This is a genomic window from Candidatus Seongchinamella marina, assembly GCF_026262685.1.
In the GTDB taxonomy this organism is placed as follows: domain Bacteria; phylum Pseudomonadota; class Gammaproteobacteria; order Pseudomonadales; family Halieaceae; genus Halioglobus; species Halioglobus marinus.
On the sequence record NZ_SHNP01000001.1, the window covers coordinates 589,407 to 607,756 of the forward strand.

At 54.3% G+C, this 18,350-nt stretch carries 20 protein-coding genes; 11 read left to right on the forward strand and 9 right to left on the reverse strand.

Annotated elements, in window-relative coordinates; genetic code table 11:
* Positions 1-152: 152 nt before the first annotated feature.
* Genes dapA through EYC87_RS02555 form a run of 3 tightly spaced genes read left to right on the forward strand, consistent with a single transcriptional unit; the run spans position 153 to position 2,844 of the window.
* Complete coding sequence (gene dapA, locus EYC87_RS02545; protein WP_007227456.1) at positions 153-1,025, forward strand: 4-hydroxy-tetrahydrodipicolinate synthase; 873 nt, start codon at positions 153-155, stop codon at positions 1,023-1,025.
* On the forward strand, positions 1,025-2,080 hold the full coding sequence (gene bamC / locus EYC87_RS02550; protein ID WP_279251483.1) for an outer membrane protein assembly factor BamC: 1,056 nt from the start codon (positions 1,025-1,027) through the stop codon (positions 2,078-2,080). Before dapA ends, bamC begins: the two co-directional genes overlap by 1 nt.
* 5 nt (positions 2,081-2,085) lie before the next feature.
* A complete protein-coding gene (locus EYC87_RS02555; protein WP_279251484.1) occupies positions 2,086-2,844 on the forward strand; it encodes an MBL fold metallo-hydrolase in 759 nt (252 codons plus the stop codon).
* Here EYC87_RS02555 and EYC87_RS02560 read toward each other — a convergent pair.
* Complete coding sequence (locus tag EYC87_RS02560; protein ID WP_279251485.1) at positions 2,841-3,701, reverse strand: lysophospholipid acyltransferase family protein; 861 nt, start codon at positions 3,699-3,701, stop codon at positions 2,841-2,843. The two genes, EYC87_RS02555 and EYC87_RS02560, sit on opposite strands and share 4 nt — an antisense overlap.
* Entirely contained in the window at positions 3,701-4,195 is a 495-nt protein-coding gene (locus EYC87_RS02565; RefSeq protein WP_279251486.1) for a hypothetical protein, read from the reverse strand. The genes EYC87_RS02560 and EYC87_RS02565 overlap by 1 nt, the downstream gene beginning before the upstream one ends.
* A 112-nt stretch (positions 4,196-4,307) precedes the next feature.
* Here EYC87_RS02565 and EYC87_RS02570 point away from each other — a divergent pair, with 112 nt between their 5' ends.
* The 3 genes from EYC87_RS02570 (at position 4,308) to EYC87_RS02580 (ending at position 7,276) form a co-directional block, all read left to right on the forward strand.
* Positions 4,308-5,636, forward strand: coding sequence for a hypothetical protein (locus EYC87_RS02570; protein WP_279251487.1), 1,329 nt, complete (start codon positions 4,308-4,310; stop codon positions 5,634-5,636).
* A gap of 14 nt (positions 5,637-5,650) precedes the next feature.
* Positions 5,651-6,457, forward strand: coding sequence for a class I SAM-dependent methyltransferase (locus EYC87_RS02575; RefSeq protein ID WP_279251488.1), 807 nt, complete (start codon positions 5,651-5,653; stop codon positions 6,455-6,457).
* A 63-nt stretch (positions 6,458-6,520) separates the two neighbouring features.
* Entirely contained in the window at positions 6,521-7,276 is a 756-nt protein-coding gene (locus tag EYC87_RS02580) for an SDR family NAD(P)-dependent oxidoreductase (RefSeq protein WP_040539746.1), read from the forward strand.
* Here EYC87_RS02580 and dapE read toward each other — a convergent pair.
* The 7 genes from dapE to gatC all read right to left on the reverse strand — a co-directional run bounded on the left by dapE (position 7,268) and on the right by gatC (position 13,647).
* Positions 7,268-8,395: a succinyl-diaminopimelate desuccinylase gene (dapE, locus tag EYC87_RS02585; protein WP_279251892.1), complete on the reverse strand. Its 1,128-nt coding sequence runs from the start codon at positions 8,393-8,395 to the stop codon at positions 7,268-7,270. The genes EYC87_RS02580 and dapE overlap by 9 nt on opposite strands.
* 13 nt (positions 8,396-8,408) lie before the next feature.
* Entirely contained in the window at positions 8,409-9,428 is a 1,020-nt protein-coding gene (dapD, locus tag EYC87_RS02590) for a 2,3,4,5-tetrahydropyridine-2,6-dicarboxylate N-succinyltransferase (RefSeq protein ID WP_279251489.1), read from the reverse strand.
* A 25-nt stretch (positions 9,429-9,453) separates the two neighbouring features.
* Positions 9,454-9,810 carry an ArsC family reductase gene (locus EYC87_RS02595; protein WP_279251490.1) on the reverse strand — a complete coding sequence of 119 codons (357 nt, stop codon included), beginning with the start codon at positions 9,808-9,810 and terminating at the stop codon, positions 9,454-9,456.
* Positions 9,811-10,081: 271 nt separating this feature from the next.
* A complete protein-coding gene (locus EYC87_RS02600) occupies positions 10,082-10,372 on the reverse strand; it encodes a PA4642 family protein (RefSeq protein ID WP_007227184.1) in 291 nt (96 codons plus the stop codon).
* 56 nt (positions 10,373-10,428) lie between these two features.
* A complete protein-coding gene (gatB, locus tag EYC87_RS02605; protein ID WP_279251491.1) occupies positions 10,429-11,871 on the reverse strand; it encodes an Asp-tRNA(Asn)/Glu-tRNA(Gln) amidotransferase subunit GatB in 1,443 nt (480 codons plus the stop codon).
* Positions 11,871-13,331 (reverse strand): Asp-tRNA(Asn)/Glu-tRNA(Gln) amidotransferase subunit GatA, encoded by a 1,461-nt coding sequence (gatA, locus tag EYC87_RS02610; RefSeq protein ID WP_279251492.1) that lies wholly within the window; start codon positions 13,329-13,331, stop codon positions 11,871-11,873. Before gatA ends, gatB begins: the two co-directional genes overlap by 1 nt.
* Before the next feature lie 28 nt (positions 13,332-13,359).
* Entirely contained in the window at positions 13,360-13,647 is a 288-nt protein-coding gene (gene gatC / locus EYC87_RS02615; RefSeq protein ID WP_007227198.1) for an Asp-tRNA(Asn)/Glu-tRNA(Gln) amidotransferase subunit GatC, read from the reverse strand.
* 233 nt (positions 13,648-13,880) lie between these two features.
* Here gatC and EYC87_RS02620 point away from each other — a divergent pair, with 233 nt between their 5' ends.
* Genes EYC87_RS02620 through rng form a run of 5 tightly spaced genes read left to right on the forward strand, consistent with a single transcriptional unit; the run spans position 13,881 to position 18,349 of the window.
* On the forward strand, positions 13,881-14,918 hold the full coding sequence (locus EYC87_RS02620; RefSeq protein WP_279251493.1) for a rod shape-determining protein: 1,038 nt from the start codon (positions 13,881-13,883) through the stop codon (positions 14,916-14,918).
* A 45-nt stretch (positions 14,919-14,963) separates the two neighbouring features.
* Positions 14,964-15,800: a rod shape-determining protein MreC gene (gene mreC / locus EYC87_RS02625; protein ID WP_279251893.1), complete on the forward strand. Its 837-nt coding sequence runs from the start codon at positions 14,964-14,966 to the stop codon at positions 15,798-15,800.
* Between the two features lie 3 nt (positions 15,801-15,803).
* On the forward strand, positions 15,804-16,292 hold the full coding sequence (gene mreD, locus EYC87_RS02630; protein WP_007227423.1) for a rod shape-determining protein MreD: 489 nt from the start codon (positions 15,804-15,806) through the stop codon (positions 16,290-16,292).
* Position 16,293: 1 nt separating this feature from the next.
* Entirely contained in the window at positions 16,294-16,887 is a 594-nt protein-coding gene (locus EYC87_RS02635) for a Maf family protein (protein ID WP_279251494.1), read from the forward strand.
* Positions 16,880-18,349, forward strand: a complete 1,470-nt coding sequence (gene rng, locus EYC87_RS02640) for a ribonuclease G (RefSeq protein ID WP_279251495.1) — start codon at positions 16,880-16,882, stop codon at positions 18,347-18,349. Before EYC87_RS02635 ends, rng begins: the two co-directional genes overlap by 8 nt.
* The last annotated feature ends 1 nt before the right edge of the window (position 18,350 follow it).

Consider the following 18,350-nt stretch of genomic DNA (forward strand, 5'->3'; position numbering starts at 1 on the left):
GTTCTCTTTGAGGGTCAGTGTAGAGCATAGCAGCAGCGTGCATTTTAGCCCATGCCGGTTGTCATCCCCGCCCCTTCATGGATAATGTCCCTCTTTCCTGCGGGCGGCGCAATTTTTGGCTGCTGCTCGTCAGTTTTTTTCGGAGAACTCAGATGATTACCGGCAGTATTGTCGCCCTTGTTACGCCTATGCACCCAGATGGCAGTATCGACTGGAAGGCTCTGGAGGGCTTGTTAGACCTGCACATGGAGGCAGGGACAGGAGCGATAGGGGCGGTGGGGACCACAGGCGAAAGCGCGACACTGAGCGTTCCTGAACATTGTCAGATGATCAAACACTGCGTGGATTATGTCTCAGGCCGTATTCCTGTGCTGGCAGGCACGGGTGCCAATGCCACCTGGGAGGCTATTGAATTGACGCGGGCTGCGGCGGATGCCGGTGCTGATGCTTGTTTGTTGGTCACTCCGTATTACAATCGCCCGACGCAGAACGGGCTGTATGAACATTTCAAGGCAGTGGCGGAGGCGGTTCAGGTTCCCCAGGTCTTGTATAATGTGCCCGGCCGCACTGCAGTGGATATGAGTAACGAAACGGTGGAACGACTGGCAGGCCTGGATAATATTGTAGGAATCAAGGATGCGACCGGGGATACCGCGAGAGGACTTGAGCTGATTGACCGTTGCGGCGACCAGATCGCCATTTACTCCGGCGATGATCCTACGGCGATGGAGCTAATCCTGGCAGGCGGTAAGGGCAATGTTTCGGTAACTGCGAACGTGGCCCCTCGGCAGATGGCTGAGCTTTGCGCTCTGGCTGCCGCCGGTGACAGGGATGGGGCTAGCGCAATTAACGATCAGCTTGCAGCTCTGAACCGTGCATTGTTTTTGGAGGCGAACCCGATTCCAGTAAAATGGGCATTGGAACAGCAGGGCCTTATGGGTGGCGGTATTCGCCTTCCGTTAACTGCTCTGGACGAAAAATATCACGCCGAGGTATTGGCGGCCCTGGAGGCAGCAGCAATTTAATGAGCATCTCCCCTATCACACGTGGATTCATTGCCGGCGTCTTGCTGGCTTCTCTTACTGGCTGTGGTTACCTGTTCGGTGACCAGGGTGTTTTTCGCGATAACTCGCAAGACTATAAAAAAGCATCCGAGATGGCTGTCATCTCGGTGCCCGAGGGCAAGGAGACAGACACCTTGCAGGAAATATACCCCGTGCCGCCGACCAGCAGCACAGTGGTGCAAGCGGGGGCGTTTGAAGTTCCGCGTCCAGCGCCGCTGGTTGCCGGTGGTGAAGACGAAACCGTTCGCATTCAAAAACTGGGTGACGACACATGGGCGCTGGTCGCCGAAGCGCCGGGACAGGTGTGGCCGCAGGTTCGCAGCTTTTTCGCCAGCGCTGGCATCGCGGTAGCTCGGGTAGATGCCAGGGAAGGTTTGATGGAGACCAATTGGTTGGAGTTGGAGTCTGCGGCGATGGCCAGCCGGTTCCAGGTGCGGATCGATCAGGGTGTCCAGCGTGGCAGCAGTGAATTACATGTGTTGCAGCAGAACCAGGCCGGAGATGTAAACAATTGGCCCGATGCTTCCGATAATGCGGAGCAGGAATCTGAAATGCTCACTGCGCTGGCCCAGTACATTGCCAATAGCGCCGGCACTGCACCTGTGTCTATGGTGGCTAATCAGGCGATTAGTGCTTCGGGTAAAATTTCTTTACAGGAAAATGCCCAGGGTGAGTCCTTTATTCAGCTCGGCTTGCCCTTTGATCGGGCGTGGGCATCGGTGGGGCGTGCGCTGGGAAGGTCTACCTTTGAGGTGACTGATCGCGATCGCAGCAGTGGCGTTTATTATGCTCGCTTCCTGGGCCCTGATGCGGAAGAAGAAGATAGTTGGTTTGGCTGGTTATGGGACAGTGATGACGAGTACCCTCACGTGGGTGAGATTTTTATTGTCAACGTCGACGCCCAGGATAATGGTGGTGTCGAGATTTATCTGCGAGCCCAGCCAGAGGCAAGCGAGGTGCTTGAACGGCGTGATCAGCAAGCTATGTTGGGCCTTATCCAGGGCAATATAAACTAACTTTCATGGATTTTGCCTCCCTGGGCTCAGGCAGCAAGGGCAATGCGACCCTTGTCCGCCATGGCGAAACCCTGCTGATGATCGACTGTGGCTTTTCTCTGCGGGAAACCACCCGGCGTATGGCTCGCCTGGGTCTGTCTCCGGAGCAATTAGACGCGGTTCTGGTCACCCATGAGCACAGTGATCACTGTGCGGGGGTGTCGAAACTTTCCGCCAAACACCAGATTCCGGTGTATTTAACTCACGGAACCAAAGCAAGTGGTCGCTGCGATGGCAGCTATGAGTTACTGTGCTTTGATTGTGATGAGAATTTCTCTATCGCTGAGATCGATGTGCGCACTATTGCCGTACCCCACGACGCCGCAGAACCCTGCCAATTTCGGCTTTCAGCCGGTGGACGTTGTCTGGGTGTTCTGACTGACCTTGGTTGTATTACTCCCCACGTGGTGAGCAGCTACCAGGGTTGTCACAGCCTGTTGCTGGAATTCAATCACGATCTGGATATGCTGATGGCGGGTGCATATCCGCCCCAGCTGAAAAGTCGGGTCAGCGGTGACTGGGGGCACCTTAATAATGGACAGGCGGCTGATTTTTTACGGCAGCTTGAATGCACTGCTGAGCTAAAGAATCTTGTGGTTGCTCACATCAGCGAGAAAAACAACTCTCGTGATCGTGCCGAGCAAGCGCTCGCCGCAGTGCTTGTATCAACGGAGCAGGTCACTTGGGCACAACAGCAAGAAGGTTTTGACTGGCTTGGCGTTTAGTCTGTGCTCTCTTCTTTTGCTCGGTCCCGTTTCCAGCGGCGATTGGTCCACAACCAGCTTTCGGGTTCTTCGCGAATAGCCTCTTCGGCCATTTCCACGTAGCGATCTGTTACTGCGTGGGTCTCCTTGTCGTAAGGTGGCTTCGCTAATTCCTTAAATTCGATTTCGTAGTGACCTTTGCTGCGTCTGTGGCACTGGACAAACAGTACTGGGAATTTTGTCATTGTGGCTATCGTTTCTGCGCCCAGATAAAAATTGGCCTCCTGATTCATAAACCTGGTCCAGTAGCCGCGCTCTCTGCGGATGGGAGATTGGTCTGCGACCATCACGAAAATTCGAAACTCCCGACGCTTGCGAATGATATCTTTTACTGATTCGTCCATGGATATTGGGCGTGACCCGAACTGGCAGCGGATGTCGTAGATCAGTTTGTCCGCGGCTTTGTTGTGCAAGGTTTTGTAGACGGGTGTGATGGGGATATTGAGTTGCGTTGCTGCAGCGTGAAGCATCCACTCCCAGTTGCCCTGATGGATGGTGAGCACGATCACTGATTCACTAAAGTTCTGACTGTATTGTTGCAGTAGTTCGGGGTTCAATATGCGTGCGCGCTGAAGGAAATCCTCAGGCTGCATGCGGCGTGCCTTGATGATCTCCAGGGCCACTTGAGTGAACTGGCGATAAAAAGCACGCGCCAGCGATTTTCGTTGAGCTTCAGACTTTTCTGGAAACGCCTTGCTCAGGTTCCCTGCCACCACGTCGCGGCGGTAGCGCACGACATGGAAAATCACAAAATAGCCCAGCCAAGCCAGCCCATAAAGCAGAGGAAAAGGCAGGTGGCTGAGCAGACGGTAAAACATCAGCGCTGGCAGTGCTCGGGTAAGGTGATTTCCTCCAGTTTCAACAGGGCTTGTGCCGAGGGGCACTGCAGGGAAGGGTTGCCCGATAGGTCCAATATGGCAAGCGATAGCAACTCGTAGAGTGGTACCGGATCTATTATCAGATTGTTTTCCAGGTATAAAGATTCCAGCGAAGACATGGGCACCAGAGGTGCCAGGTTGCGAATCTGGTTGGAGGACAGCCTTAACTGAATCAGCCCGTTAAATAGTTCCAGCCCATCGAGGTTAGTTATTTGGGCATGGCTGCAGTTCAGGGAAAGCAATTCACTGGCGACAGTCGCTTTCTGGTCAATGATAGCCTGCTCCAGGCAGGCCCGCAGTGCAGCGTCCGCCACCTCGAAGTCCGTGAGTAGCGGACGAGGGGAGTAAACCGTCGTTTCGTTGATCTTGAAATCGAGGTCACTGCAACCGGCGATAGCCATGAGCAGGAAAATAGCTGTGAGCCAGCGTGTCATGTTGTTTGTCTCCCTATGTTTGATTGTTGCCAGGTTGATTAACATCCGGCATAGCCCCGACGCCGCTGGCTACCTATAATAGCACTGCAATCGACAAAAACTGGAAAGCTTGATGACAGAGTTGGAAAATACCGGGGATAGCACGGGTAGTCGTGAGACCTCGGCTGGCAGTGCTATTTCACTGGTTCAGCGCGGTAACCTCAAGGCGCTGGAGAAGACACTGCGAAAGCAATGGCGCCTCGGCCAGAACATCGTGCTTTGCTGGAGCGCCGATGAAAGAGGCTTGCTGGTCATTTTCGTCCCCCACTACTTTTTGGGCAATTACTGTGCAGACGATGCGGAGCACAAGGGTAACGAGGGTTTCATCAGGGATATGATCTCCGGCACCAGACGTAAAACTCGCGAGGAGATGTTCGCTGTTTCCAAGAGGTTGGTAGTTGCGCCAACGTTTATCAAGCTAAGCACGGCGCTTAGCGAAGAGCCTCGCGTGTTGGCAGAGGTTGAACAACTCATTCGCAGGTATGGTCTCAGCTACGTTGAGAGCCGCGCGGTGCTGCTTTTCGATATTGTGGAGTTCTCACTGTATACGCCATTTGAACAGGCCAGTCAGTTAAACAGTCTGTCTTATTCACTCAACTCGGCCTACAACAAGTTGTTGGCGCGAGGCATCGAAATTAATTTTGCGCGCACCACGACAGGTGACGGCTACTACATTTGGAATCGTAGTCTGGGGTCGGACGCCAATATAGAACTTTTCTATTTTATGATTCTCGTGGTTGCAGACAATGCGATGGCTTGCGCGGCCTCGCGTGGCAATACTGTGCCAGTGATTCGCACGGCTTACCATATAGGGGGCCACTATGAGCTGTATCAGGCTGAAGGGGTGAACCCCACGGTGTTCAGCTACATCGTTGGAGATGTAACGATCGAATTGGCACGAATGGTAGACCAGGCTGCAGCGAAACAAATTTTAATTGGCGAATTTTCTACGCAATTGGGAGAAGAGGCCGCGGGCGCTGGTGAGGTTTCAACCCCCGGTTTTATTGCAGCATGTAATCGTGGTCTTTCTGCAGTGGAGGGGTCGCATCTTTCCAACAAGGTTATGTCTGCGATCAACTGCAGGTTGAGTGAACACCAGGCTGAAGGTGACGAGCAGGTTTCACCTCGCAGGTTCCGTATTGTTGACAAGCATGGCTTGGAACACTACGCCTACAATTTACAGTTAGCTGTGGACCTGCAAAGTGATGTGCTTCACCTGGGCTTGGACGATGCAAAACTGGTCCCTGGGTTAAGTGCTGATAAAAATGTCGCCGGGAAGAAAAACCTTGAACGTGAACAAGACGAGCAAGGTGAGGAGCGTCCCGCTGCCAGCGCAGAGGAACTGTTTGATGATTTGGCCGGTCTGCTGCAAAAGCGACAGCCCAATATTATCGAGGATTGAAGGCTGCTTTTCCCGTGAATAATGCTTCGACTTCGCCGCCTCGTCTGGCAGTTTGCCCCGGTGATGATCTTTCTCGGGAAGCAGCAACAGCGCTGGCGACCCAGCTCCAGTTACCGCAACTGCCCATGGCAACAGAGCCTCGCCGCTGTGACGGATTTGATGCTTTGTTGCTGATTTTTGTCAGTGGTATCGAGCTGCAAATTACCGGCAGGAATGCGCCCGGTCCAGTGGGTGTGGATTTTGGCGCGGCTGCTATGCGTCATAGAAGAGTAGCGGGGCACAATGAACTGTTGGGCAAGGCGGTTGGAGCGGGTAAGAAGGCCGCACTGTCTGTTTTGGACGCTACCGCTGGGCTAGGTAGAGACAGCTTTGTACTTGCAGACCTGGGTGCTGAGGTCACCTGCTGTGAGCGCAACCCTGTGGCGGCCGCAATGCTGGAAAGCGGGCTAGCGCTGGCACAAAACTCTACCGATCATTGGCTCGCCACCACTTCATCTCGAATGCAACTGGTGACGGACGATGCGACCCGGCTGACAGCGGATTTCCTGCGTGATATCGATGTTATCTATCTCGACCCGATGTTCCCTCAGCGTGAAAAGAGCGCCGCTGTGAAAAAAGAAATGGCGCTATTTCAGCTGTTGCTGAAGGATGAAGAGAGCAGTAATGAACGCTTGTTAGACTGGGCTCTGGGTTGCTCAGTGGCGAGGGTGGTGGTGAAACGTCCCTCCAAGGCGCCGCCTCTGGGGGCAAAAATCCCCTCACATTGCATCAAGGGAAAAGCAGTACGTTATGACGTGCATGTGCTCTCTGGCCTATCCTGACAGTTACAGCCCTGCTTACGACAGTTACTATCCTGCAATTAAATAAAATACTGGAGCCTTGCCATGGCTGAACACAAAATCACTGCGCTGGTCACTGGCGCTTCTTCCGGGCTGGGTGCAGAATTTTGCCGCCAGTTGGCTGAACGCTGCTCGGTGATTATCGCTGTAGCGCGCAGACATGACCGTCTCGAGGCGCTGCGTGAAGAGCTTTCCGATCGGGCTGAAGTTCATGTCGTTGAGGCGGACCTGCTTACCGTGGAAGGTGTGGCTCACACCATGGAAATGTTACGGCAGAAGGGCCCGGTAGATATTCTTGTCAATAACGCCGGCTTCAGTCCCTATGGCGACTTCATCGATTCACCTATTGGTCAGCAACGGGAAATGTTGAATCTACACTGTGACGTAGCGATTACCTTGACTCGAGCAGCGTTGCCGTTCATGCGCGAGCGCGGTGCAGGAAGCATTATCAATGTCTCTTCGCTTGGATCTTTTTTGCCAGGACCAAAGCTGGCAGTTTATGGAGGCAGTAAAGCTTTTCTCAATTATTTTACGCTGTCCCTGGCGCGTGAGTTGGAGGGTGCAGGGATTAAAGTGCAGGCGCTGTGTCCTGGTTTGGTGCGTACTGAAATTCACGAACCGATGAAGAGCGAAGGGTTTTCTCCGTCTGCATTCCCCAATGAAATGTGGATGGAAGCGTCAGAGGTTGTCTGCGCAAGCCTCGATGCACTCGCACAAGACAAGCTAATAGTGGTGCCCGGTGAGGATAATCTTGCCCTGGCCAAAATGGGGGCTAAAGGATTGCTTGATGCTTTAGGCTAGCAATCGTTCCATGATGCCACGGTATACGGCAGTCAGGCGAGGCAGGTCTGGAGCGTGTACTTCCTCATTAAGCTTGTGAATGCTTGCGTTGACTGGGCCCAATTCCACCACCTGGGCACCACTGGGAGCGATAAAGCGCCCGTCGGAGGTTCCTCCAGCTGTTGATAACTGGGTGTCAGTTCCTGTGACTGAAAGAATGCTGTCTACGGCGGCCGCTACCAATTCACCGGTGGGGGTTAGGAAAGGATGGCCGCTCAGGCTCCACTGGATTTCATACTCAAGGCTATGGGCATCAAGGATGGCCTCGGTGCGCTGGCGAAGGTCAACGTCCGTCAACTCCGTGGAGAAACGAAAGTTGAACACGATTTCCAGCTCCCCAGGTATGACATTGGTTGCACCGGTGCCGCCGTGAATATTGGAAATCTGCATGGAAGTTGGGGGAAAGAAACTATTGCCTTCGTCCCAAACCTCATGGGTCAGTGCGGACAGCGCTGGCGCCGCCCGATGGATTGGGTTGTCGGCCAGGTGAGGGTAGGCGATGTGTCCTTGCATGCCTTTAACGATAAGTCTAGCGTTCAGCGAACCACGCCTGCCGTTTTTGATGACGTCACCCAGTGTGCTGGTGCTGGAGGGTTCGCCTACCAGGCACCAGTCAATTTTCTCACCTTGCTGCTGCAGCCACTCCATCACCCGAACGGTGCCATCTGTGGCGGGGCCCTCTTCATCTGAAGTGATCAGGAACCCAATGCGTCCCGTATGGTCGGGATTGCTGGCCAAGAACTCCTCGCAGGCTACTACCATGGCTGCCAGGCTTCCCTTCATGTCCGCAGCGCCTCTGCCATAAAGTGTTTCGCCAACAAGGCTAGGCTCAAACGGTGGTGTGCTCCATTGTGCTTCGGGACCCGGAGGTACAACGTCGGTATGGCCGGCGAAAACAAATAACGGACCACTGTCGCCGTGAACAGCCCAAAAGTTCTGCACCTTGCCGAAGGGCAGGGTAGTGCACTCAAAGCCAATGGCTTCCAGCCGGGAAATCATGAGTGCCTGGCAGCCTTGGTCCTCGGGAGTGACAGAGCGTCGGCTGATCAGATCGCAGCAAAGTGCTAGTGTTTTATCCACCATAATGGTGCACCTAGTTATGGGCGTGTAAGGCTTCGTTGAGCTCTACCGCCGATCGATTGGTGAGGCACTCTACTGCGCCTGTGGTTGAGTTGCGGCGAAACAATAAATCTGATTTTCCTGCCAGGTCTCGGGCTTTAACAGATTCTACCGGCATACCGTCCGCATCCAGCATGCTGACTTTAGTGCCAGCGGTGATGAACAAACCCGCTTCAACAGTGCAGCGGTCTCCGAGGGGAATACCAATACCACCGTTCGCGCCTATCAAGCATTCTTTACCCACTGAAATGACGATATCGCCTCCGCCCGACAGCGTGCCAATGGTGGAGCAGCCGCCGCCCAGGTCGGAGCCCTGGCCCACTAGGACACCGGCAGAAATGCGACCCTCAATCATGCCGGGACCTTCGGTGCCCGCATTAAAATTGACGAAACCTTCATGCATGATAGTGGTGCCTTCACCAAGGTATGCACCCAGCCGGACCCTGGCGGTGTGAGCGATACGCACCCCGTGAGGAACCACGTAGTTGGTCATCTTGGGAAACTTGTCCACACAGCTGACTTCCAGAGTCTCGCCCCTGAGGCGGGCAGAGAGTTGTCGTTCGGTCAGCTCGTTAATGTCTACCGCACCCTCATTGGTCCAGGCAACATTGGGTAAAACGCCGAATAGTCCATCGAGCTTTGTCCCGTGAGGTTTGACCAGACGATGAGAAAGCAGGTGTAATTTGAGATAGCCTTCAGGTACGTTCTCGGGTGCTTGGTCGTGTTGCAATAACACCGCGACCACAGGGCGACCGCTGCCCAGCAAGCGTCCTGCCAGCGAGGCCTGTGCCGATTCACCTGAGCTGTTCAGGGCGGACTGCAGAGCGCGAAGCTCAGGCTCCCCCAGCGCAGTGTTGCTGTCCAGCTCGGCGGTCACAGCCTGAAGCTCGGCTGATGGCGCCAGCAGGGGTGCGGGGAAAAACACCTCCAGCCATTCACCCTTGCTGTTTTGGGTGCCTACACCGAGTCCAAAGGCAAAAGCGGAGTCTGTCATCGTGGCTACCTGTATTCTTGTGACCCTAAAGGGTGTGGTGATTGAAAATGTCCTGATATTTTTCTGCAGAAAAACCGCAGTGAAGCTCGTGGCCGATGTCCAGCAGAGGGCGTTTGAACAGTGTGGGATACTTTAGAATGGCTTCCAGGGCAGAGGTGTTATTCATCGTGTCCCGCGCTGCCTGATCCAGTTCTTTCCATGTGGTACTGCGTTTGTTGACCACAATCTCCCAGCCCAGCTTTTCCAGCCACAGCTCCACAGTTTTCGGGTCCAATCCATCCTCGCGAACATCGTGGAAGTTATATTCCACGCTTTGGTTGTCAAGCCACTTGCGTGCTTTTTTTACCGTATCGCAATTCTTGATGCCGTAGAGCGTGATCACCTGGTTTCCTGCATTAGCGAGTTTTTGAGGGCCGCTAGCATAGCAAATTGGCTTCGTTAGATATAGCGAGGTGGGGTGCTATATTGCTCCGGCTGATGGATGGCCTGCATCGGACTTGCGCCCGAATTTTTGTTGTGGGCCGTGCGCTGCGCAAGCTGATTCTTTGTCGCTATAACACCCTAACGCACCGTTTCTTAGCTTACTTTTTGTCATGTTTGGCGGCGTGGTTGATGGTGCAGAGGGCGTTTCTTTCGGCTATTTGAAAATCACCTCAGGCCGCTCCGGCGGCCTCAAGTACGGCGGCGTAATCCGCGCCGTGACGATGTTCCGAAACTATATCCAGTACCGAACGGCCATCCAAGCCTCTCGCGTTCACGTTCCTGTCTTGTTGGCGGTAAAAGCTCAAAAAAAGTTCGAAGTCAGAGGCGCGCATGCTCTGGTATGCTTTTAATAGCATGTGAAAATCTGCGTCTCCACCATCGTGCGGGCGAACTTCCAGGAAGCTTTTTACGTGATCTTCAGTCCAGACTTCGTCCAGTACTTTCTGTTTGTCTTTTTTCATTAGCTTATCCTTGTGAGTGCTCGTTTCATTCTTGCAGGTAGGCGAAAGCCCCGACACTAGGCTAATTTTTTGGCCAGTAGTTGATTAATCATTTGCGGGTTTGCCTGGCCTTTGGATGCTTTCATTATCTGGCCTACGAAGAAGCCAAGCAGTTTTTTACGTTTGGCGTCGTCGGCGGCCTGATATTGTTCGACCTGAGCTGTATTGGCGGCAATGACCTCATCGACCATGGTTTCCAGTGCTCCCGTGTCGGACACTTGCTGCAAGCCTTTTGCCGCAATGATTTCGTCGGCAGTCCCCTCGCCCTGCCACATGGCCTCAAAGACCTGTTTGGCAATTTTTCCAGAGATGCTGTTATCCAGAATTCGGGCAATGAGGCCCCCCAGCTGATCAGCGGTTACCGGACTGTCGCCGATTGCCTGCTCACTTTTATTAAGCTGACCAAGCAGCTCTACCTGAACCCAGTTGGCGGCGATTTTGGCATCCTCGCAGGCTGCCACTACAGTTTCGTAATAGTCCGCTAGTGCGCGGCTGCCGGCCAGTACGCTAGCATCATAGGCAGACAGTAAGTACTGCTTAATAAAGCGGTTGCGCTTGGCAGTGGGTAGCTCGGGCAGAGTTTTACCAATCGCTGCCACATAGGCCTCATCAATCACGATCGGTAGCAGGTCCGGTTCCGGAAAATAGCGGTAGTCGTTAGCCACTTCCTTGCTGCGCATCGGCCGGGTCTCATCGCGATCTGCGTCATACAAGCGCGTTTCCTGCACGATTTTACCGCCGTCTTCGAGGATGTCTGCCTGGCGCTCTACCTCGTGGCGAATGGCGCGCTCGACGAAGCGGAAAGAGTTCACGTTTTTGATTTCAGCGCGAGTGCCGTACGCTACCTGGCCTACTGGGCGCAGGGAAATATTGATATCACAACGCATCGAACCTTCAGCCATGTTGCCGTCAGAAATTCCCAGATAAGTCACCAGGCTATGCATAGCTTTCAAATAGGCAACCGCCTCTTCTGAGGAGCGTATATCTGGTTCACTGACAATTTCCAACAGCGGTGTTCCCGCTCGGTTAAGGTCTATGCCGCTCATACCGTGAAAATCTTCGTGCAGAGATTTGCCTGCATCTTCTTCCAGGTGGGCCCGGGTAATACCAATCTGTCGGCTGCTGCCATCTTCCAGTTGAATTTCAAACTGACCCTCGCCGACGATGGGGTCCGCAAATTGGCTGATTTGATAACCCTTGGGTAAATCCGGGTAGAAGTAGTTTTTGCGATCGAATACGGAACGCATGCCAATATTGGCACCTATGCCTAAACCGAACATGACTGCCATCCGCACGGCTTGCTCGTTGAGTACCGGGAGCATACCGGGCATTGCAAGGTCTACTGCGCTTGCCTGGGTGTTTGCCTCGGCGCCAAAGGTGATTGATGAGCCGGAAAAAATCTTCGATTTGGTGGCGAGTTGCAGGTGTACCTCAAGGCCTATGACTGTTTCCCACTGCATCAGACGACTCCCCCTGCTTGCGGCAACCGGGTATGCCAGTCGGTAGCCTGCTGAAATCGGTGGGCGACATTGAGCAGTTGTGCCTCGCCAAAGTGGGGGCCAATCAATTGCAGCCCGACGGGTTTTGAGTCGACGAACCCTGCGGGGACTGACATGCCTGGCAGGCCTGCCAGGTTCACCGCGAGGGTGTACACATCCTCAAGGTACATAGCGATAGGGTCGTCACTTTTAGCACCCAAACCAAATGCGGGTCCGGGAGTCGTAGGGCCGGCAATGATATCCACCCGCTCGAATGCGTCCATGAAGTCGTTTTTTATCAGTCGTCGGGCCTGTTGTGCCTTTTTATAGTAGGCATCGTAGTAGCCCGCAGACAAGGCGTAGGTGCCGACCAGGATGCGACGTTTGACCTCGTCGCCAAAACCTTCTTCGCGGGTTCGGGTATACAGGTCATGCAGATTCTCGGGGTCAGCGCAGCGGTGACCGTAACGAACCCCATCGAAACGGGAAAGGTTAGTAGACGCTTCAGCCGGCGCAATAATGTAGTAGGCGGGAATGGTGAGGTCGCTATTGGGCAGGCTGATATCCACCAGGCTCGCTCCTTGGGCCTCCAGTTCCTTGAGTGCAGCTCTGACCTGCTCGCCAGTAGCGCTGTCCAGACCCTCGCCGAAGTATTCCCTGGGTAGGCCTATTTTAAGCCCTTGTAAATTCTTGTTTAGGGAAAGCGTATAGTCTTCCACTGCGTTTACTGCAGAGGTCGAGTCCAGTGGGTCGTGGCCCGCCATGGTGTTGAGCAGCAGCGCACAATCCTGGGCAGTGCGCGCGAGTGGGCCGCCCTGATCCAGACTGGAAGCGTAAGCGATCATGCCCAGGCGGGAGACACGGCCATAGGTTGGTTTAAGCCCGGTGATGCCGCAAAAAGCCGCTGGTTGACGTATTGAGCCTCCGGTGTCAGTGCCAGTAGCGGCTGGAGCGAGCATTGCTGCAACGGCAGCAGCGGAGCCACCAGATGAACCGCCTGGCACCAGAGAGGTATCCCAGGGGTTTTTGACCGGGCCGTAGTGGCTGTTTTCATTAGAGGAGCCCATGGCGAACTCATCCAGGTTAGTTTTGCCGAGGATTATCGCCCCCGCTTCATTGAAACGGCTAATCACAGTGGCATCGTAGGGAGGGACAAAGTTACCCAGCATTTTAGACCCACAGCTGGTGAGCATTCCCCGGGTACAGAAAATGTCTTTGTGCGCGACAGGGATGCCGGTCAAGGGAGTGGCTTCACCGCTGGCCAGGCGCTGGTCGGCCGTGCGTGCCGCGTTGAGGGCGTTCTCCTCGTTGACGGTGATAAATGCGTTGTAATTTTGGTCGAGCTCCGAGATTCGCTGCAAATAGGCGCGAGTCAGCTCGACACTGGTAAATGACTTGTCCCGCAGACCTTGAGCCAGCTGGGCGACAGTTTGTTCATGCATGTTGATGTCCTGATGTGGCAGTCGTCACTTATTCGATCACTTTGGGTACGAGGTAGAGGCCGTTTTCTACAGCCGGGGCAATTGCCTGGAAGGCATCTCGTCGATTGGTTTCAGTGACCTCATCGGCGCGCAAACGCTGAATGGCATCGAGCGGGTTAGCCATAGGTTCAATGCCGGCCGTGTCCGCAGCCTGCAGCTGATCTACCATCCCGAGAATTTCAGTAATGCGCTGGGTGACTTCGCCAATTTGATCGTCGGCGATGCGGATACGTGCCAGTTCCGCAATTTTTTCAATTTCGTCTTGCTCAATAGCCATATTGTTACAACCGAGAGGAGCCGGTGGGAGCCGGCAGGGGCGCTAAACTTATCACATTTGCGCCTTGCCCAAAATCCCCGCGGTTGATACAGTTGCAAGAATAAAGTTACAGTAAAAAAAATGGTTAAAAGTAGCGGCATTTCAGGGGCATTTCACTCGATATGTCGGCAGTAAGAAGCAGGCAGAACTGAACGACCCAGTTCCTCGTTGCAGTCATAAGGTAGTAAGAATTAATGCTGAAGAAATTGCGTGGAGTGTTCTCCAACGATCTCTCTATTGATCTGGGAACCGCCAACACGCTGATCTATGTGCGCGACAAAGGCATTGTGCTGGACGAGCCCTCCGTTGTTGCCATTCGTGTTCACAATGGCCAAAAAACGATAGAGGCCGTGGGCACAGAGGCCAAGCGGATGCTGGGCAGGACGCCAGGCAACATCACGGCCATTCGCCCGTTAAAAGACGGCGTTATTGCCGATTTTCAGGTCACCGAAAAGATGCTGCAGCATTTTATCGCGAAGGTGCATGAGAGTCGTTTCATTCGACCCAGCCCCCGAGTTTTGGTTTGTGTGCCGTGCATGTCTACTCAGGTGGAGCGTCGGGCTATTCGCGAATCAGCACTTTCCGCCGGCGCCCGTGAAGTTCGCTTGATAGAAGAACCCATGGCAGCTGCTATAGGTGCAGGCCTCGACGTAGAAGAAGCGAGCGGTTGCATGGTCGTAGACGTGGGTGGCGGCACTACTGAAATCGCCATTATTTCACTTAACGGTATTGTCTATCGCGATTCGGTGCGTATCGGAGGCGATCGTTTCGATGAAGCGATTGTGTCTCACGTTCGGCGCCGCTATGGCAGCCTGATCGGCGACGCCACTGCTGAAAAAATAAAAATGGAAGTAGGCTGTGCCTTCGGTGGCTCAGATCTTCGTGAAATTGATGTCCGCGGGCGCAACCTGGCAGAAGGGGTTCCCCGCAGTTTTACCCTGGACAGCGACGAAATACTCGAATCCTTGCAGGATCCCCTATCATCCATTGTCCAGTCGGTAAAATCCGCGCTGGAACAATCGCCTCCTGAACTGGCAGCCGATATTGCCGAGAGCGGTATTGTCTTGACGGGTGGCGGGGCCTTGTTGCGCGATCTGGATAGACTGATTTCTGAGGAAACAGGCCTGCCCGTGATCGTTGCTGAGGAGCCGCTGACCTGTGTAGCACGCGGTGGCGGTAGAGCCATGGAACTGATGGACAGGCGCACCATAGACCTGTTGTCCACAGAATAAGTACACTGTCCCCGGAGTTCCGGCAGGAATCGCTGAGGAGACGACATCAAACCACTATTCGTTAAAGAGTCCAATTTGGGGCTGCGCCTGTTCTTGGTCGCCCTGGTGGTGGTAGTCCTGCTCGTCGCAGACTTGCGGTTCAACTCCCTGCAGACAGCCCGCTCATTGATGGAATTCGCTGCGGCGCCGGTTTACTGGGTGGCAGATATACCCTCGCGAGTGGGGGATTGGAAAAACGAACACCTGGTAAGTCGTAGTGATTTACTCGAGCAGAACGAGCAACTTGGCCGGGAAAACCTGGTGCTTCAGGGGCGCTCTCACCAGATGGCGTCTCTGTTGGCCGAAAACGTGCGCCTGCGGGCACTGCTCAATTCGTCGGCGATGGTGCGCGATGACGTATTGGTTGCAGAACTGATTGGCGTATCCCCGGATCCAGTGCGTCACCAACTGGTATTGAACAAAGGCGAGCGGGACGGTGTTTTCGTTGGGCAACCGCTCATTGATGCCGATGGTCTGCTGGGCCAGGTGGTCGAGGTTAGTTCTCTGAACTCCAGGGCTCTGCTTATTACCGATGCGACTCACTCTATCCCGGTGCAAGTCAATCGCAATGGTGTGCGAGCGATTGCCGAGGGCATTGGTAGCCTGACCTCTCTTGAAATTCATCATGTTTCTGCGACTACCGATATTAAGGAGGGAGACCTGCTGGTGACGTCCGGACTCGGAGGACGTTTTCCATCTGGTTATCCCGTTGCAGTAGTTAGCGAAATCGAACGTGACCCGGGGCTGGCTTTCGCGCGGATCATGGCCAGACCCAGCGCAGCCCTGGAACGCAGCCGTCATGTGCTCCTGGTGTTCACTGCCAAGCCTGCTGCAGGAAACTGATCAATGGTCGATCAGGGTCCGAATGCTTACTGGTTGGTACTAGCGAGTTTTTTCTGCGCGCTGATTCTTGCGGTATTACCGTTTCCACATTGGCTAGCCTGGGGACGTCCTGAATGGGTTTTGTTGGTACTTGTTTACTGGGTGATTGCACTGCCCCAGCGCGTAGGGTTGATAACGGCGCTGTTGCTGGGGCTGATGTTGGACGTTGTCGAAGGCGCAGTGATCGGACAGAATGCGTTTGCGCTGGTGGTGGTAACGCTGCTGGCGCTGCTACTCTACCAGCGTCTTAGGGTGTTCAGTCTCGCCCAACAAGCAGCCATAGTTTTCGTGCTCGCGGGACTAAACCAGATGATCTGCCAGTGGGTGCAAAATCTCGAAGGGGCGGGTTCAACCACCTTGATGTTTTTATTACCGGCTTTTTCCAGTGCACTGCTATGGCCTTTCGTACTGCATTTACTGCGCGGTTTACGTCGTCTTTACGGGGTAAGTTGATATGGAGTTGATACTGGCTTCGGCCTCTCCGCGTCGTCGAGAATTACTGCACCAAATTGGTGTGGCTCATCTCTGTGAGCCGGCAAATATAGATGAGAGCCGCCTGGCAGGTGAGAAGCCGGAGGATTATGTTTTGCGAATGGCGAGAGAGAAGGCTGCGGCAGTTGCGTCTCGCCACAGTGGCGGTAGCTTGGCTGTGTTGGCTGCCGATACCTCTGTTGTTATCGACGAGGATGTGCTCGGCAAACCTGGCGACCACTTCGAAGCCCTGGGCATGCTTGCCAGACTCAGTGGGCGAAGCCACCGTGTGCTCACCGGTATTTGCTTGAACACACAGCGCGGCGAAGTCCTCAGCGAAATGGTGGAGACCAAGGTGCACTTCTTGCAGTTGACTCGCGAGCAGTGCGAGTCTTACCTGGCGACACCAGAGCCCTGGGATAAGGCGGGTGGTTATGGCATTCAGGGCTTGGCGGGTGCCTTTGTCAGCTCTATTGAGGGCAGTTACAGTAATGTCGTAGGCCTGCCCCTGGCGCAAACTTGGCAATTGCTGTCAGGCCAGGGAATCAAAGGCGCTTTGGAGAACACTGGTGAGTGAGGAGATCCTGGTCAATGTGACGCCAATGGAGACTCGAGTGGCTGTGGTGGACAATGGAGCGACTCAGGATATCCACATCGAGCGCACCGCCAGCAGGGGCATGGTCGGCAATATCTACGCTGGCAAGGTGGTCAGGGTGCTGCCCGGAATGCAGGCCGCATTTGTCGACATCGGTGCCGAGCGCACCAGCTTTATCCATGTGTCTGATATTTTTGTGTCCGGCGGAGATGGCCGCGCACAGGGCTCGGATGCTATTGGCGATTATGTTCACGAAGGTAAGAAAGTGATCGTTCAGGTCACCAAGGATCCGCTAGGTAGCAAGGGTGCGCGTGTTACCACCGAGCTATCGGTATCTTCGCGCTATCTTGTTTTCATGCCACAGAGCAATCACGTTGGGGTGTCTCAGCAAATCGATGACGCGGCGGAGCGGGATCGCTTGCAGCAGTTACTTGCAGACGGAATAGCCGCTGAGGAAATGGACGCAGGGGGTGGTTACATTTTGCGCACCGCAGCTGAGGGCGTGGGTTTGGATGAAGTCCGGGCTGATCTTCGTTTTCTAAAACGATTGTGGTCCGCAGTCTCCCGGCGGGGCAAGAAGGCGCGCAAGGCTGAATTACTTTATAGCGATCTGGCCCTGCACATGCGCACGGTGAGGGATCTGGCGCGCCCGGGGGTGGAGCGCATCCTGATTGATAGTCGTGAGAGCTATAATGCCCTGACCGAGTTTTGCAACGAATACATGCCCGAAGTGTCAGATTTGCTGGAGCACTATTCCGGTGAGCGTCCGCTGTTTGATCTGCATGGTATTGAGGAGGAATTGCAGGGAGCGCTCGGTCGCAAGGTAGGGTTGAAGTCAGGTGGCTACCTGATTATCGACCAAACCGAAGCAATGACGACTATTGACGTGAATACGGGCTCGTTTGTCGGTCGCCGTAACCTGGAAGAGACTATCTTCAAGACCAATCTGGAGGCAGCGACCATGTTGGCCAGACAACTGCGATTACGTAATCTGGGTGGCATTATTATTGTCGATTTCATCGACATGCAGGACGAAGAGCATCGGCGCCAGGTGCATCGCACCCTGGATAAAGCCATGGCCAGAGACCCGGCGCGCAATAAGATCACCGGCGTGTCAGAGTTGGGCCTGGTGGAGATGACCCGCAAGCGCACCAGAGAAAGCCTGGAGCAGTTGCTGTGTGAAGATTGTTCTGTGTGTTTTGGTCGCGGGGTGTTGAAAACGGCCGAGACCATTTGCTACGAAATTTTTCGAGAAATTATGCGCGATGCCAGAGCCTATGAAAATGATACGCTTATGGTTTTGGCGGCTCAGGGCGTCATTGACAGGCTGTTGGATGAGGAGTCGGCCAATGTGGCAGACCTGGAAGAATTTATCGGCAAGGCCATTAGCCTGCGTGTTGAGCCTGACAATAATCCGGAACACTTTGACATAGTTCTGCTCTAAG